The organism is Kordia sp., from assembly GCF_050633145.1.
Classification (GTDB): domain Bacteria; phylum Bacteroidota; class Bacteroidia; order Flavobacteriales; family Flavobacteriaceae; genus Kordia.
Window position 1 is genome coordinate 123,561 of sequence record NZ_JBOEFY010000003.1, and the last position, 16,964, is coordinate 140,524.

The 16,964-nt window shown below is 33.5% G+C and carries 14 protein-coding genes; 12 read left to right on the plus strand and 2 right to left on the minus strand.

Features of this window, described 5'->3' with window-relative positions; genetic code table 11:
- Positions 1-19: 19 nt before the first annotated feature.
- The gene (locus ACRBBL_RS02090; protein WP_431367380.1) at positions 20-1,741 is read right to left on the minus strand and encodes a WG repeat-containing protein; all 1,722 of its coding nucleotides are present in this window, start codon (positions 1,739-1,741) and stop codon (positions 20-22) included.
- Positions 1,742-2,084: 343 nt separating this feature from the next.
- Between ACRBBL_RS02090 and ACRBBL_RS02095 the strand changes: the two genes are divergently transcribed.
- The 6 genes from ACRBBL_RS02095 to ACRBBL_RS02120 all read left to right on the plus strand — a co-directional run bounded on the left by ACRBBL_RS02095 (position 2,085) and on the right by ACRBBL_RS02120 (position 7,843).
- Complete coding sequence (locus tag ACRBBL_RS02095) at positions 2,085-2,570, plus strand: hypothetical protein (protein WP_431367381.1); 486 nt, start codon at positions 2,085-2,087, stop codon at positions 2,568-2,570.
- Between the two features lie 20 nt (positions 2,571-2,590).
- On the plus strand, positions 2,591-3,775 hold the full coding sequence (locus ACRBBL_RS02100) for a hypothetical protein (RefSeq protein WP_431367382.1): 1,185 nt from the start codon (positions 2,591-2,593) through the stop codon (positions 3,773-3,775).
- 66 nt (positions 3,776-3,841) lie between these two features.
- Positions 3,842-4,495 carry a hypothetical protein gene (locus tag ACRBBL_RS02105; protein ID WP_431367383.1) on the plus strand — a complete coding sequence of 218 codons (654 nt, stop codon included), beginning with the start codon at positions 3,842-3,844 and terminating at the stop codon, positions 4,493-4,495.
- 141 nt (positions 4,496-4,636) lie between these two features.
- Positions 4,637-5,074: a hypothetical protein gene (locus tag ACRBBL_RS02110; RefSeq protein WP_431367384.1), complete on the plus strand. Its 438-nt coding sequence runs from the start codon at positions 4,637-4,639 to the stop codon at positions 5,072-5,074.
- A 175-nt stretch (positions 5,075-5,249) separates the two neighbouring features.
- Positions 5,250-7,202, plus strand: coding sequence for a tetratricopeptide repeat-containing sensor histidine kinase (locus ACRBBL_RS02115; protein WP_431367385.1), 1,953 nt, complete (start codon positions 5,250-5,252; stop codon positions 7,200-7,202).
- Positions 7,199-7,843, plus strand: coding sequence for a response regulator (locus ACRBBL_RS02120; RefSeq protein WP_431367386.1), 645 nt, complete (start codon positions 7,199-7,201; stop codon positions 7,841-7,843). Before ACRBBL_RS02115 ends, ACRBBL_RS02120 begins: the two co-directional genes overlap by 4 nt.
- A gap of 51 nt (positions 7,844-7,894) precedes the next feature.
- On the opposite strand, the gene ACRBBL_RS02125 is transcribed toward ACRBBL_RS02120, so the two are convergent.
- Positions 7,895-8,791, minus strand: coding sequence for a bile acid:sodium symporter family protein (locus ACRBBL_RS02125; protein WP_431367387.1), 897 nt, complete (start codon positions 8,789-8,791; stop codon positions 7,895-7,897).
- A 140-nt stretch (positions 8,792-8,931) separates the two neighbouring features.
- Between ACRBBL_RS02125 and ACRBBL_RS02130 the strand changes: the two genes are divergently transcribed.
- From ACRBBL_RS02130 to ACRBBL_RS02155, 6 genes are all read left to right on the plus strand, one after another.
- Positions 8,932-10,602, plus strand: a complete 1,671-nt coding sequence (locus tag ACRBBL_RS02130) for a helix-turn-helix domain-containing protein (RefSeq protein WP_431367388.1) — start codon at positions 8,932-8,934, stop codon at positions 10,600-10,602.
- A gap of 136 nt (positions 10,603-10,738) precedes the next feature.
- A complete protein-coding gene (locus ACRBBL_RS02135; RefSeq protein ID WP_431367389.1) occupies positions 10,739-10,894 on the plus strand; it encodes a hypothetical protein in 156 nt (51 codons plus the stop codon).
- A gap of 172 nt (positions 10,895-11,066) precedes the next feature.
- Positions 11,067-11,270, plus strand: a complete 204-nt coding sequence (locus ACRBBL_RS02140) for a hypothetical protein (RefSeq protein WP_431367390.1) — start codon at positions 11,067-11,069, stop codon at positions 11,268-11,270.
- A gap of 158 nt (positions 11,271-11,428) precedes the next feature.
- Positions 11,429-11,665: a magnesium chelatase domain-containing protein gene (locus tag ACRBBL_RS02145; protein ID WP_431367391.1), complete on the plus strand. Its 237-nt coding sequence runs from the start codon at positions 11,429-11,431 to the stop codon at positions 11,663-11,665.
- Positions 11,666-11,926: 261 nt separating this feature from the next.
- The gene (locus tag ACRBBL_RS02150) at positions 11,927-15,466 is read left to right on the plus strand and encodes a T9SS type A sorting domain-containing protein (protein WP_431367392.1); all 3,540 of its coding nucleotides are present in this window, start codon (positions 11,927-11,929) and stop codon (positions 15,464-15,466) included.
- A gap of 155 nt (positions 15,467-15,621) precedes the next feature.
- Positions 15,622-16,964: YifB family Mg chelatase-like AAA ATPase (locus ACRBBL_RS02155; RefSeq protein ID WP_431367393.1), on the plus strand; the 1,343-nt coding region annotated here is incomplete at its 3' end.

The window sequence follows — 16,964 nt, forward strand, 5'->3', positions numbered from 1 at the left end:
TATATTCGTGTAAAAAATCTTAAAAACGATCATCGTACTCATCAACACCAATCTTATTTCCATAGCGATCAAGTATAAAAGCATTATGCTCAGCATCAAAAGCTTTTGCAAAACCATCCTTTTTAGAAAGAAATTCAAAATCGTCTACATCTGTATATAATAGCGGAATAACTTCTTTTCCAGTAACGACATCTATAAATCCTTGTAAACCATTCAAAGAAACCTTTAACAAACCATTGTGGGTTCTATCTCCAATTCCATTATATTTTAAAGGAATAATAACACGATTCGTTTTGGTTACAATACTAACTTTGTTATTCAATACTATTCTATATTGTTCATTATCAATTGAATAATAACGAGATATACTTTCATATTGAATAGGCATTAAAACAGTTCCTTTTTTATCAAGCAAACCCCATTTGGAACCTAAGCGTACAGCATAAGTATCGTATAACATTCTGATTTCTTTATATATAAAAGGAATAATTGTTTTACCACGTTTATTGATGACGCCCCATTTTGAATCTTTTCGGAGTGGAGAATTTTTTGCTATTCTATGGCTTACACTATCGTATATCATAGGAATTTTAAGTTTCCCTTTTCTGTTAATATATCCGTGTTTTCCTGTTTCTTTATCTACAATCGGCGCAAGTCCGTTTACAAAGGGACCAATTAGCCTGTATTGCGCTAATACTTCTTTGCCAGATCTTGCATCTACAGCTTTAACTTCATCATTAAATTGTCCAATAAATATGCCTTCTCCGTGATAATACAACGAAAAATCGTATCTAGTTGGAATAATGATTTTCCCTTTAAAATTCATAACTCCCCAACAATCTCCATCGCGAATTGACAAATATTCATTCGTTAATTGTTCAATTCTGGTATATTTTTTTGAAGTTATTTTTTTTCCTTTTTGATTAAAAGCAAAATAACCTTCCTCTGTTTTTACAACAAGCATTTTTGAATTCATATTTGCTTGCCTTGACATATTATGATCTTGAAAGTTAGAAGTGGCATTCATAAACGAAGTCAATTGTTTTCCTGTGTCAAAATCAATTAACACAAATTCTTCACCAACATAGCCCATGAAAAATCCGTTATAAGTGGCAAATCGATCATAGATAAAATCGGTACTTGGTTCTCCTTTAGAATTCAAATAACTCCATTTTTTATCTTTAGATACAATTGTATATGGGCGATACTGTTCTATTTTGTCATATTCAAAAGGCACAACAATTTCTCCTTTCCGACTGATCATTCCTGCTTTCCCATTCTTCATTGCTACCGTAGTATCAAAATAAAAAGGGGAAATATAGTCATACGTGTTAATTGTATTTCCATCAACATCTATAAGTTCATACTTATAATGAACAGTATAATTACTAGTTCCGCATCTATCAATAACTCCTATACTTTTATATGTAACTGATGAAACTACAGCAGCACCATTTTTAAAATCACTAGCGGTTGCGTACTTCACTGGAATGACTTCATTTCCGTACGAATCTATAAAACCCCATTGATCATATTTTAAAACTTTCGCATAATAGGTTTTCGATCGTTTTTTGACTTTTGAAAAGTTTCCCACCAATTCATACCCTTTTTCTTTAATCAGTTCATGAAATTGAGGATTTGAAATATATCCGTATGCATCTACCTCAAATGCTTTTTGTCCCAACATTGTAGAAGTATAAAAAGTGGTAAAGAATAGAATAATATAATATTTCAAAGACATGCACAATTTCTTTTTGATGTAATCAAATATACAGTATAAATAATGTATGCAAAATGATAAAAAGGTGAACAAACCTTTTGAATGAGTAAAGTGCCTCATTTCTTCTCTTAAATAGAAAACAAGCCTAGTGTTAAAGAACTCTCGCGTGTTTTTAGTGCTTCAAAAACCATCTTCATAAACCAAAATATCACATAAACAGGTGAGGCAAAAATCACCTTTCCATGTGTTTTGCCGCCTGTATCTCCTAGCTACTTTTGGAGGGTACAATTAAATGATCATTTAGGCACGGAGGTATCTGAAAATCCTAAACAGAGTAAGAATCAAACTATAAAACAAAAGTGTTATGTCATTTCATACTACAATAATAAAAGCTGAAAATGGTGCTGTCTACGAGGGCTATAATGTCCGTTATGTGGAAAAAAACGCACCAGAAAAATATAAGTTTCAACCAAGTGTCAGATTTACCGCAGATGGAAGTGGAACGGTAGTTTTAGAAGTAATTGCCAAAACAGCCAAAGAGAATTATGCAAAAGTTTTTACACTGAATTCTAATACAAGCTTTGTATTTGCTCCTATTAAAAATATAACAATTGAAATTAAGATTACAGATTTCAAAAAAACCGATAAGCATATAGAATTCAATTTTTTCATAAAAGGTTGTGGTGAAGTTCCACTACTAGGTAAACAATGTGTTGAAAGAACATTCCCTGTAAAATTGCCCATGCCACTTGCATTAGCTGAAGAAGGACAAGACTACAATATGAGTTCGGGCGATTTGGCATTACTTCTCATTGCTGAACAATACCAAAAATGTAATTGCAATCATTAATCAACTTTAAAATTTTTATCATGGAAAATGTATATGAAACTGCTGTAAAATTTATAGAGCAGAACAAAAAAGATGACCCAAGAGTATGGAATCACCTAAAAATTGCCGGATCATCCAATGAAATTCAAAATGTATTCTGGTGGAACAACACGATTCGCTTGTATGACATTCCGTTGGAAAACAAAAAAACAATGGAGCGTGCAGGATATTTGTTAGTATCAGAATCCAAAGAGTTGCCGCCAATTGTAGAATATGCTACAGAAGGTGTATCACTCAAAGAACAAATTGATCAAATGTTGCAGCCAGCATTGTCAATTTCTCACATAAATGCAACACCAAGAAAATACCATTTTGTCTCTTCTACAGAGTTATATGTATCCTTAGAAGATGTAAGTAGTAAAGAAGAAGTACTCCTCAACATTCCAAACTTTTTTATCCTAACCAAAGATGTTAGAGAAGAATTAAACAGACAGCCATCAGAGGTCTTTTCTACAGAAATGGTTGCAAGATATTGGGAAGAACTAAATGAGGTTCGTACAGAAAGTTTGCCAAGTAAAACCTTAAATGCAAAACCAACTCAATACCAACAAAACTGTAGTTCCTACACGTTTGGAGAAGTGTGTACTATTGATAGAAGTTCTAACAATTCACCATGTCACCCAAGAAAAATTTCAGGTTGCGTACCTGTAGCTTGGGCGATGTTATTATCAGCATTGAAACGAACAAACATTTCTGGTCACAATAAAATTTGGAGAGGAAATACTTGTTGGACAATTAATTGGCCTAGTCATTTCAGTACCAGCAATCCGAGTCAGTGTAACGTTGTAGAGCAAACAATATGGAAGTTGCATACGCTTATGGAAACAACAGATAACGGAAGTACTAAGGACAGCAATACAATCAAAGGGAAAGAAATCTTAAAAGACTTCGGACTTACGTGGAAAATGCTACATAAAGATGGTGAGAACTTCGCCTTTTTGCAAAAAATAATTGATGGAAATGAACCTTTTCTCTTTGATGGTCATGGAAAATGGGGCGATGATAAAGCGGGACATGGAGTTGTTGTGTATGGATACAAACAAGAAGGAAATATGATGAAAGTTTCCTTAGGATGGGGAAAAGCTTTCCCTGACAAGTGGATGAATTTTGATCAATTTTCAAGCAAAGGATTTACGTATCGAGAAAACTCAAAAACTCAAGCATAAATTTTATAAAATGGCGGTATCCGAAAAGCCATAAAAGAGTAGGAACAAAAATCAAAACTATATATTATGTCTACATTCAAATTACAAATTGCTTTTTCAGATGACGAATTACGTGCCATCTACGATTCAGGAACCAGTGTTATTATTGCAAAACCATCTATTGGCGGAGACGATCCAAATGTGGCTTGGCAAGTATTCAAACCTTTTCAAGCAAATACACTTTCGTGGAAAGAAGAATATGGAATTTACGCTTCTACGAGCGAAGTCAAAAATGGTGCGCAACTAAGTCAATTATCAAGCGTTCCTGTTGGGGCTTCAATGAACAAACTATATGTCTTAGAAGACAATGCAACCGTTTCTGGACCTTTGAGTGGAGGAGAAGCAAACTCGTATGCACTTACAAATAGTTATTCTGGTGGAATCATTCCAGGAACCGACAATCCAAATAAGCGAATTATGACTGTTGGTTTGTTTCAAGATGCTAATGTAAATGGTACAGATATCAGAGGAAACGCAGTATCTGCCGCACCAGTATTATTAGCAAGTACAGCAATAATGACGCCGTATACAACTGTGTATATCTGGTTACAATCGCAAGTAAAAAGTAATTCGGTGGTAACTACAGTGACATCTAAGAAAACTGCTTTAAAATTTGGAGCAGGTATCAACGAACTTTCTGTTACCTACGATGCGCCTTCAGGGAAATTTCTTCCAGCATAAATGAAACGAGAAAAACAACAGAGTAATAAAAATACATATTACTCTGTTTTTTTATTTTAATAATAAGTAGCTTATTATATTCTTTTGATGAAAGAATTTTTAACTAAATTCATGGTGTATTAATCACTAACCGTATAGACCATGAAAACTGACGACAATCCAATAAAATCATTAAAATTAGTAAAAGTCGCAAAAGAAAAAGATGCAAAATCTACCAATAAAATTCATGTAGAAGTAGCGATAGAAACCATATTGGAAAATTTTATGATAGCAAAATTTTCCTCAGAAGACATAAAAAATCTTACAACTAAAGGAGAAGAACCGCTAAATATTGTTCGCCTTTTTGTGAACTTAATTCCTAAAGGAGAACCTGTAGTGGCTGAAAAACCAGTAGATACTCTTGAAGGCAAGTTAATAATAGATAAAGTCAAAAATGAAAACACTAAGTTTGATTTTGACGAGGATGAAAACTCCATATTAGTGGTAGAAGTCAAAATCAATGGAGTTAAACCTGATGGAACAAAACGGAAAGTAATTACGTATGACGATTGTGATGAAATTGATGAAGGATTAGAATAAACAATTACGAATTAATTACGCGGATGTTATGTTAAAAATATTTCGAAATGTATGTATTACATACTTAATTTTGTGCTGTACATTGATACATATTCGTTGCCAAAAACAGCATTCAACAGAAAAAGTAAATTATCAAAGGCATATTGATAGTCTAAATAAAAAGGCATTTTCTTTTATGAGAAATCAGCGTTGGGAAACTGTTTTTTTAACAGCCAAAAAGGCAGATTCATTAGCTACAGTAAACAATTATACAAAAGGTATTGCCAAAAGTTTACGCATTCAGTCGTATTATTGGAATTATAAAAATAACCTAGACAGTGCTTTTCATGTATTACAAAAATCAGAAAAGTTAGAACATAAAATAAAAAATTATATAGGTCTATTGGCTGTTTACAATACAAAGGCATTACTATACAAACGGAATGAATTGTTTGATGAAGCATTAGAAGTGTATCAAAAGGCATTGACAATTCAGGATAGTAGTATTACCAATAAACAGTTGAGCAAGACACATTCTAATTTGGCCAATGTATATGCCAAAAAAAGTGTATACGATAGTGCTGTATATCATTACAATCAATCGTTATTGCTAAACAAAAAAGATACATTGACAAAACTAACGATGCGAACGTATATCAACTTAGCAAATGTATATAGTTTATCATCTGATTATAATCTGGCAGAATTCTATTATAAAAAAGCATTTAAATACCATCAATCTGTTGGAAATGAAGTAGAAATTGCCAAATTATATAATAATTTAGGCGCATTATTTTATGAAAAAGGCGAAGATGAACTTTCTTTAGATTATTTAGAAAAAAGCATTCAACTCAGAGAAAAACTACTAGACTCTTCACGATTGGTTGAAAGTTATATTAATGTAGCTGAATTATTGTCTGTACGAAATCCGGAAACTGCTTTTGAATATTTAGACAAAGCATTGCAGTATATAACACCAGATATGAAGACTTCTTTATTGGCTAAAATTCATTTATCGAAAGCTTCTATGTATCGCGAAGCGAATCAAAATGCAAAAGCAAAAGCTGAATTTGAGCGCGCTATTAAACTTTCTGAAGATCAAGAAAAACTTACCTTTGAGAAGTATTTGACCAAAATGAAAGCCGAAATTGCGTACGACGAAAGAAACTTTCAAAAAGCCTATCAATATCGAATTGCATATGAAAAATTAAGCGACTCTGTATTCAATGAAGAGAAACTTTGGGATTTGTCAGCATTACAAAAATCGTATCAGGCAAAAGCGAAAAAAGCAGAAGTATCTTTGTTAGAAAAAGACAATGCTTTGGCAGAAGAAAAAGCGCTTCGAAAGCAGCAAGAAAATGAAAAACTATATGCTTTTTTAATCGCGTTTGGCGTGGTAGTTCTTTTAGTATCTATCATTGCATTCTATTTTTATAAATTGAAAAAAACGACGAGTCAACTCGCCAGACAACAAGAATTATTACTGGAAGAACGGATTCATAACTTAGTAAACGATCAAGAAATTCAAATCATCAATGCAAGTTTGGAAGCACGAGAAAAAGAAAAAGCATCTATCTCAAAAGAATTACACAACAACATTGGAAGTTTGCTTACATCGGTGAATTTTCACTTTCAAGCCTTTGATGAAAAAGTGATGACAGCGCACAAAGGCACTAAAAAACTATATGACAAAACGCTTCAAATTATTCAAACCATTACGCATGAAATAAGAAGTATTTCGCATCGTTTTGATCAAGATCCAATACCAGAATTCAATCTGAAAACGGCGATTACAAATTTTTCGGATAAAGTCGCCAATGAACAACTCAAAGTGCATACGGCAATTCATGGTTTAGAGAATTTTAAAAACTCACAAACTAGTATTTTTATTTTTAGAATCTTGCAAGAATTGGTCAATAATACCATTAAGCACGCAAATGCGAAGACCTTAACCATTTACATTACTAAAAATATAGAAGCAATAAATATCATGGTAGAAGACGATGGAAAAGGGTTTGATGCTACGCAATTGGCAAACGGAATTGGGTTAAAAAATCTACGTAAAGAAATACAAATCAGGAATGGAAACTGCGATATTGATTCAAATTCAACTCGTGGTACAACTGTAAACATAGATATACCGATATGAAAAAGCTACAATTACTTATTTGTGACGATCACAATTTAGTGTCTGAAGGCATAGCGATTATGCTACAAAGTGAAGATCTGTATGAAATTCATATTGTGACTTCTGGAAAACAAGCGTTGCAATACATACGCGCTCATAAAATAGACGTTTTAATATTAGATATTTCTATGCCCGAAATGAATGGGTTGGATGTTTTGGATGCCTTAACAGCAGCGGGGATTCCACAAAATGTTTTGATGCTAACTATGCACGATCAGGTAAAATTCATCAAAGATGCAATTGCTAAAGGCGCGAAAGGGTATGTTTTAAAAAGTACCAGCAAAACTATGTTGATAGAAGCAATTCAAAAAGTAGCTGATGGAGAAAACTTCTATGATCCGCGATTGACAGCAATTTTGCTCAACGATCCGCAAGAAGCCTCACAAAAAAAGCAAGCAGAACTCGTAAAACTCACGCCGAGAGAAATAGACATTCTAAAACTCATCGCACAAAACAAAAAAACAAAGGAAATTGCAGAACTACTTTTTATCTCAGTGAACACGGTACAATCGCACAAAAAAAACTTATACAGCAAGCTCAACATTCATTCCGTTTCGGAGTTGGTAACCTATGCGTTTCAGCATGGTTTTGTGGAAATTTAGTGGTAAAAATTATTTATTTGAAACAGAACTCACATAGATTTTGCACTTAGTTTATGAGTCTTTTCTTTTAGAAAACCTCTTTACTATTTGACCTCTATTTTTCATAGCAAAACCAAGAACTAAGGTTGTGAAAAAAGAAAAAATAGCAAAAACCAATGCAGGTTGCGCCATAATTTCATTTTTAACAATGGTGGTACTTACAAGCAATGCTAATCCCGTATTTTGCAAACCTACTTCGATTCCAATGGTAGTTGATTGTAGATTATTCAAATTTAACTTTAGCGATAAAAAATAACTGCCCAACATTGAAATCAAATGAAGTAATAGGCAAGAAGGAAGTAAAATGTAAATTATTTCTGTATTTATACCACTTCCTCCATTAGTTTCAGATGCAAAAAACTTTACACCAAAAACAAACGCCAACAAAATAATGTTGAAATACTTTAGATAGTTTTGTATTTTTTGAATTACTTTAGAATACATTTCATTCAAAAAGAGTCCAATTAAAACTGGAAAAATTAAAGTCAAGAAAACTTGTGTAATCGTATTTATAAGACTAAAATTATCATTACTGTTTTCCAATTCAAAATAGTCCAATCCCAAAAAAACTAAAGTTGGAATGGTAAATAAGATTATAAAAGAATTGACAACGGTTAATGAAATTGATAAAGCCACATCTGTTTTCAATAAATAACTTATGAAATTGGATGTAGTTCCTCCAGGGCAGATAGATACTATAAAAACTCCCATTTTCCACTCAGGACTCAAATTTGTAAAGGAAACAATAATTAAAGCCAATATAGGTAACGCTATAATTTGTAATAGTAAGCCTATGGTTAGGCTTTTTGGGCTTTTAAATACATTTTTGAAATCCCTTATTCTTAAAGAAGAACCTATGCCAAACATTATGAGCCCTAAGGCAAGGGAAATTAGAAAGTCTATATTCATATTTAATCTCTATACCGCCAAGATATGCAATTATATTTTTTATAGAAAGAAGTTGTGAATGGATTGACGTTTGCAAATCCAATAAAAGTTCTTACTTTTAAATAAAACCGAATACAAACAACCAATTCAATTAGTACACAATGTTAAAAGTAACACACATATTCTGTATCCTATTTTTAACATGTACGTTCTCAAATGCACAACAAATTACTGCGGAAGAATTGGTGAAACAGATAAAATCTGCATCATCTGAAAATATAGAAGGCTTTCTCAATCAGTTTCTCGACATTGATACAAAAGATGATGATTGGGTAATACATGCGCTCGACTTAGCGTATTATTTCTACAAAAAAGAACAATACGGAAAAAGCTTAACGCTTACGGAAGCTAGCATTGAAATCAGTAAAAAAAATCAAAAGGCCACTCATCTTTCGAAAGCATATCTGAGAAAAGGAAATATATACATGCAACAAGGTGAAAATGAAAATGCCTTAACTGCCTATTATTCGCTTTTACAAGTTGCAGAAAAAGAAGCGAATGCAAACTATCAGTTTTTTGCAAGAATGAATATTGCAGTCATTCACAGAATGATGCGTCAGTATAAAAAAGCATTGGAAAAATGTACAGAAGCACTACAAATCATTGATGAAACTGATTATAAAAACAAGCGAAATCATGTAAACTTACTTACCATTTTAGGCGAAACCTATTTGGATATGGAGCAATTGGATACTGCTTTAAATCATATAGAAAACGGACTCGTTATCAGTGAAAAGCTAAACTATTCACATGGAAAAGTAGATTTACTTATCAAAAAAGGAATCATTTCATATAAAAAAGAAAAGTATAAGGATGCGCTCAATCATTTACACCAAGCTGAAGATATTTTAGAAGAGGATACGTTAACAAATGATTTCTATCAAAAAACCTATACAAACTACTTTCTAGCAGCGAGTTTCTTCAAACAAGAAAAGTATCAACAGACTGTCGATCAACTTCTAAAAACGATCAAACTATTGGAAAATGATTCCAAGAGAGATGTATATATATTAGACACATATTTACTATTGGCAAAAAGTTATAACAAACTTCAAAATACTGAGCAAACCTTGTTTTGGCATGATGAGTATTTAAAACTGAATGCAATCTTAGAGAAAGATAAAAATAAGGTGCAAACCAAAATATACGAAGAGGAAACACAACTTTTCAAAAATCAAATCGCGGTTCTAAAAAAAGAAAAGGAGGAAAGCAATACAATTATATGGTATGCAGTAGCTTGTGCTGCTATTTTTATCATAATTTGGATTGTTACATTGTCTAGATCGGTGAAAAAAGAACGATCAAACAAAGTTGTATTTAACAAACTGACTTCCAAAATAGAATCGTTAAACACGCAATACCATAATATTACGAACAGGAAAAGTGCGCAAAAATTGTTTGACATTGAAGATGAAAAAGTCGCTGCTATCTTGAAAGGAATTGACAAACTAGAAGCTGCAAACTACTTTTTAAGCTTAGATTGTAGTTTAAGCGCGATGGCAAAAAAGCTAAAAACCAATAGAAGCTACTTATCACAAATTATAAGAACGCACAAAAAGAAGAAATTCAACGAATATATCAATGAGCTTCGCATTACGTATACAATCAATAGATTACAAACTGACACAAAATTCTGTAAATTTTCAATCGCTTCAATTGCAAAAGAAGTTGGTTACAAAAGTGATTATTCCTTTGTAAAACACTTTAAGGAAAGAACCAACGTAAAACCATCTGACTACATCAAAAAAATACTTGAAAAAACACCCGATTAGCACCACATTTTGTTCAAAATTAGGAACTGTATTTTTTAAAGAACTCGCTTATTTACTATCATTGAAGAGAATATTTTACCAAATTCATATTGGAAAAATAAGCTACATATATTAATTTTTTAAAAACATTCACATTATGAAATCAAAAACGAACAAAAAAATCGAGTTAAAAAAACGTACAATTGCAACAGCAATTATGGTGAAATTAGTAGCAGGTCAATGCGTCATAGGCGACGATACAGAGCCGATTCACATTGATAGACCTACGGATGGAGAAATCTGTAATCATTAAAAAAGTAATTCCAAATTCATAACGAAAAAGCGTCTTTATTTTGTTCAAAATAAGGATGCTTTGTTTTTTTTCGGAGCGATACCAACCTAACTTTCGGTCATATTAATGCATTAATTAAGGCGAAACCGAAAACCTTTAAATAGAGTAGGTATCATTCATAAAAACGATTATTATGAAAAAATCAAAATTAAAAATTACAAAACTTAAAAAAGAAACAATCAGTAACTTTCAAGTGAATAAAGTAAAAGGTGGAATTACGATGAGAGAAAATTGTGAGTTAGAGACTACACCACCAGGAGCATGTCATTCATTTGGACCAGCTTGCGATCAAACGATTGGATTTGCATGTAATTCATTGATTGTGTGGTGTGCATAAATACTTTTGCAAACAAGCTTGAATATTCTTCAAGCTTGTTTATTTTTTTCTTCTTCCTACATAAAAAATCAACGCTCACACAAAAAAATCTACGCTTACGAACTAATTTACGGTCTGTATGAGATAAAAAGATAGTTTTATATAAAACCTATCTAAAAATGCTCAAAAAATCTATAGAAGTGCCGTTTTTTGGTATTGAAACCACTACAATTATTGCTGAAGTAAATATCGCTAAAAGAATTGGCTATCATTTGGTCGGTTTGTCCAATAATGCCATTCGTGAACGTAACTACAGAATTGCTTCAGCTTTACATAATAAGAGCTATAAAATTTCAGAAAAGAAAATTAGAATATGTATGGTGCCACCCAATGTATGTAAAGAAGGCAATGTATAACTTAGCATTAGAAACTTTGGCTGTTGTATGCGAAAGACTAAATAAAGGCTTAAAATAGTTACAGTTGACTAAAATGTTGAATGTTAATCGAATTTATCTATGAATTAAAATTTGGTGAAAGAAAATCTACTATATTTAGATAGCACAAAACATTTCTATTCCTAAAGACTTTAAATATAAAGTATATTAATTAGAATTGAAAAAGGAAAAGATGTAAAAGAAAAAACAAAATTTAAGATTACCGATTAAAAAAAGTTACCTATGAAAGAAAAATTACTACTCCTGTTTGCAATAACAATAACTCAGTTTGGATTTGGACAAATTGGATTTGAAGAAAATGCGATAACGAATTATATAAATGCTCCTAATGATGTCCATTCTGTTGACATTGATAACGATGGCGATATGGATTTGCTCGCTTTTTCTCCTAGTTTAGTAGTTTGGTTTGAAAATGCAGATGGACAAGGCTCATTTACGGCTCATAAAATTATTTCTACGTTAGCAAATAATGTAAAATCTGTGTATGCTGCAGATATAGATGGTGATGGTGATATGGATGTGCTTTCTGCTTCAGCGAATGATGATAAAATTGCTTGGTATGAAAACACAGATGGTCAAGGTTCCTTTGGTGCGCAACAAATCATTACAACATTAGCAGCTGATGCACAATCAGTTTTTGCAGTAGATTTAGATGGAGATGGTGATGTAGACGTCCTTTCTGCATCGGATTCGGATAATAAAATAGCATGGTACGAAAACACAGATGGGCAAGGCACTTTTGGAGTACAACAAATCATTTCCATAAGTGCAAATAGAGCAACTTCAGTATATGCAAGTGATTTAGATGGGGATGGAGATATGGATGTAGTTTCTGGATCGCTTTCTCATAAGAAAATAGCTTGGTACGAAAACACAGATGGTCAAGGTACTTTTGGAACGGAACAAATCATCACGACTGGTGCAATTTTCATTAGCCAATTATATGTTCTTGATGTAGATGGGGATGGAGATATGGACATAATGTCTGACTATTCGCAATCAATAGTTTGGTTTGAAAATACGGATGGGCAAGGCACTTTTGTAGGTCCGCAAATTATTGGGTATACATTTAGTGCCAGTTCAGGAAAATTCTATCCAACAGATTTTGATAGTGATGGCGATATAGATGTGCTTTCAGTTTCTCCTTTAGATCCTAATAAAAAAATAATTTGGTTTGAGCATACAGATGGTCAAGGTACTTTTGCTGATGATCAGGTTGTTTCAACACTTGAAATTTCTCCAAACTATGTTCATGCTACAGATTTAGATGGTGATGGTGACTCAGAAGTTATTTTCTCATCTTATTGGGGAGATCGAATTGCTTGGTACGAAAACACTGATGGTCAAGGTACAGTAGGAGCTCAACAAGCTGTATCTCCATTGACACGATCACCGGGTTCGGTGTATTCAAGTGATTTAGATGGCGATGGCGATATGGATGTACTTTCCACATCGTTTCCTGATAAAATCGCTTGGTATGAAAATACAGATGGTCAAGGAACTTTTAAAGATCAGAAAATCATTTCAAATGGAGATGGAGGAGGCTCAATTCATGCAGCAGATTTAGATGGCGATGGCGATAAAGATGTACTATCAGCATCAAGTGGTGTCAATAAAATAATCTGGTATGAAAACACAGATGGTCAAGGTACTTTTGGGACCCAACAAGGCATTACAACATCTGCAGATGGTGTTATCTCAATTTTTGTGAGTGATCTAGATGATGATGGTGATATGGATGTTTTATCGGCCTCAGTAAATGATGATAAAATAGCCTGGTATGAAAATACAGATGGTCAGGGTACTTTTGGCCTCCAACAAATTATCACTACTAACGCAGATTATCCAACAGATGTTTATGCAGTAGATATAGATGGTGATGGTGATATGGATGTATTGTCTGCATCTTATTTTGATAATAAAATAGCTTGGTACGAAAATACAGATGGTCAAGGCAGTTTTGGTCCCCAACAAATTATCACAACATCAGTAAATGAACCAAGATCAGTTTATGCGAGTGATTTAGATAATGATGGTGATATGGATGTTTTATCGGCTTCAGTAAATGATAATAAAATAGCCTGGTACGAAAACACAGATGGTCAAGGTACTTTTGGAGCTCAACAGACTATTACCACAATGGCAAATGGTGCGCGCTCAGTTTATGCGAGTGATTTAGATAATGATGGCGATATAGATGTATTGTCTTCTTCTCGTAATAATGATACAGTAGCCTGGTACGAAAACACAGATGGTCAAGGTACTTTTGGAGTACAACAGGTTATTACAACATCGGCAGATGGTGCAACCTCAATTTTTGCTAGTGATCTAAATGGTGATGGAGCTATGGATGTGCTTTCTACATCAGTTTTTGATGATAAAATTGCTTGGTTTAAAAATTTAGGAACTATTGCTAATGAAATAAATGGAGAGATTACAATTGATATGAATTCTAATGGCTGTGATGATACTGATTTACCGATTGGGAACTTATTAATAGAAACTACAGACGGAGCTTCTAGCTTATCTACTTTTTCTCTCAACAATGGAATCTATCAATTATTCCCAGGATCAGGTGATTTTACGACTTCCGTAGTAACACCATTGCCTGATTATTACACTGTAACTCCTGCTTCGGCAACATCAAATTTTACAGGAGTAGGGAATACGGATACTGTAGATTTTTGTTTGCAAACAACAGGAACCTATAACGATGTAAATATCACAGTTTATCCTAATATAGACGATCCGCGCCCAGGTTTTAATACTTCGTATCAAATTGTATATAATAATATTGGTACTACACAACTTAGTGGTGATATTACTTTTGAGTTTAATGACTCTAAAATGCAGTTTTTAAATGCTAGTCAAATCGTTGCTTCACAAACAAGTAATACACTTACATTTAACTATGCGGATTTAAACCCATTTGAAACCAGAACTATAGACTTAGTGTTTAATGTTTTCCCACCACCAACCACTAATATAGATGATATACTGTCGTCCTCAGCTACCATAAACCCAATACCTGGTGACGAAACTCCAAATGATAATGTATTCAACTTACGACAAATTGTTATCGGGTCTTACGATCCTAATGACATTCGTGTACTAGAAGGTGATGAAATTTTAATAGAAGACATAGACAAGTACTTGCATTACATCATTCGTTTTCAAAATACAGGAACAGCAAGTGCCATAAATGTAAGAGTACAACACATATTGGACAACAAATTGGATTGGACTACCTTGCAATTGCAAACCATGAGTCATGCAGGTCGTGTAGAAATAACAGATGGTAACAACATCAAATTTATTTTTGATGACATCAACTTGGCTGACAGTACTAATGATGAACCCAACTCGCATGGACATATTGCCTTCAAAATAAAGCCGAAAAGTAATGTAGTTATTGGAGATATTATCAATGGTGTGGCTGACATTTTTTTCGATTTCAATCCACCAATTACAACCAATATTGCAAGTACCGAAATTGTAGATCGTTTATCGGTTGTTGAATTTGGTGAAAACACGATCGCAATGTTTCCAAATCCAGCAAAAGACAAATTAATAATTCAAGCAAAATTTCCAATACATCAAATTACTGTATTAGACATTAATGGTAAATTGCTAAAATCACCTGTACTATCTAATTCAAAAAAAGAATTTGAACTAAATGTAAGCGATCTATCACAAGGAATGTACTTCGTGAAAATCCAAACAGAATTTGGCATTCAAACACAAAAAATCATCAAAAAATAGATCAAAAAGTTATACGATATAAAAAACCTCATTTCTTTTGAAAATGAGGTTTTTTACTTTAAAAAGTCACGCTCACACAAAAAAATCAACGCTTACGAACTAATTTACGGTCTGTATGAGATAAAAAGATAGTTTTATATAAAACCTATCTAAAAATGCTCAAAAAAGTCTATGGAAGTGCCGTTTTTGGTATTGAAGCTACTACGATAACTGTCGAAGTTAATATTGCGAAAGGAATTGGTTATCATTTGGTTGGTTTGCCCGATAATGCCATTCGTGAAAGTAATTACCGAATTGCTTCAGCTTTGCAAAATAATGGTTATAAAATCCCTGGAAAGAAAATTACAATCAATATGGCTCCTGCCGATTTACGAAAAGAAGGCAGCGCGTACGATTTAACCTTAGCATTGGGAATTTTGGCTGCATCGAATCAGATTCAATCTGAAAATTTGGACAACTATCTCATTATGGGCGAATTGTCTTTAGATGGAAGTCTACAACCCATAAATGGCGTATTACCAATTGCCATCAAAGCACGTGAAGAAGGTTTTAAAGGGTTTATCTTACCAGAACAAAACGCCAAAGAAGCAGCCGTTGTCAATAATTTGGAAGTTTATGGTGTACAAAACATCAGACAGGTTATTAATTTTTTTGATGCTGACGAACCGCTAGAGCAAACCATTATTGATACACGCGAAGAATTCTTAAAAAATCTAGCCTTTCCAGAATTCGATTTCTCTGATGTAAAAGGGCAAGAAAGCATTAAACGTTGCATGGAAATTGCAGCAGCTGGCGGACATAATATTATTCTTATTGGTCCACCAGGATCAGGAAAAACAATGCTAGCCAAACGCTTGCCATCCATTTTACCGCCATTAACCTTACATGAAGCCTTAGAAACGACCAAAATTCATTCGGTTGTTGGTAATATAAAAGACAAATCAGGACTCATTGCAGAGCGACCGTTTCGGAATCCGCATCATACAATTTCTGACGTCGCTTTAGTTGGCGGCGGAAGTTATCCGCAACCAGGAGAAATCTCATTGGCGCACAATGGCGTATTATTCTTAGATGAATTACCAGAATTCAAACGAAGTGTTTTAGAAGTCATGCGACAACCGTTGGAAGACCGAGAAGTCACGATTTCTCGTGCACGATTTACCATAACCTATCCAAGTAGTTTTATGTTGGTAGCCAGTATGAATCCGAGTCCCAGCGGATTTTTCAACGATCCAAACTCGCCAATGGCAGCGTCTCCGATGGAAATGCATCGCTATATGGGGAAAATTTCTGGACCTTTATTGGACAGAATTGATATTCATATAGAAGTCACGCCAGTTCCGTTTGAAAAGTTATCGAAAGAACGAAAAGGTGAAACAAGCGCAGCAATTCGTGAACGTGTCATAAAAGCGAGAGAAGTACAAACGGAACGTTTCAAAGACTCTGAAATTCTACATTACAATGCACAAATGAATACGAAGCAAATTCGAAAGCATTG

Coding starts and splice junctions, on each gene's coding strand:
- ACRBBL_RS02090 (WP_431367380.1), bottom strand. CDS start 1,741: ATGTCTTTGAAATATTATATTATTCTATTCTTTACCACTTTTTATACT.
- ACRBBL_RS02095 (WP_431367381.1), top strand. CDS start 2,085: ATGTCATTTCATACTACAATAATAAAAGCTGAAAATGGTGCTGTCTAC.
- ACRBBL_RS02100 (WP_431367382.1), top strand. CDS start 2,591: ATGGAAAATGTATATGAAACTGCTGTAAAATTTATAGAGCAGAACAAA.
- ACRBBL_RS02105 (WP_431367383.1), top strand. CDS start 3,842: ATGTCTACATTCAAATTACAAATTGCTTTTTCAGATGACGAATTACGT.
- ACRBBL_RS02110 (WP_431367384.1), top strand. CDS start 4,637: ATGAAAACTGACGACAATCCAATAAAATCATTAAAATTAGTAAAAGTC.
- ACRBBL_RS02115 (WP_431367385.1), top strand. CDS start 5,250: ATGAGAAATCAGCGTTGGGAAACTGTTTTTTTAACAGCCAAAAAGGCA.
- ACRBBL_RS02120 (WP_431367386.1), top strand. CDS start 7,199: ATGAAAAAGCTACAATTACTTATTTGTGACGATCACAATTTAGTGTCT.
- ACRBBL_RS02125 (WP_431367387.1), bottom strand. CDS start 8,791: ATGAATATAGACTTTCTAATTTCCCTTGCCTTAGGGCTCATAATGTTT.
- ACRBBL_RS02130 (WP_431367388.1), top strand. CDS start 8,932: ATGTTAAAAGTAACACACATATTCTGTATCCTATTTTTAACATGTACG.
- ACRBBL_RS02135 (WP_431367389.1), top strand. CDS start 10,739: ATGAAATCAAAAACGAACAAAAAAATCGAGTTAAAAAAACGTACAATT.
- ACRBBL_RS02140 (WP_431367390.1), top strand. CDS start 11,067: ATGAAAAAATCAAAATTAAAAATTACAAAACTTAAAAAAGAAACAATC.
- ACRBBL_RS02145 (WP_431367391.1), top strand. CDS start 11,429: ATGCTCAAAAAATCTATAGAAGTGCCGTTTTTTGGTATTGAAACCACT.
- ACRBBL_RS02150 (WP_431367392.1), top strand. CDS start 11,927: ATGAAAGAAAAATTACTACTCCTGTTTGCAATAACAATAACTCAGTTT.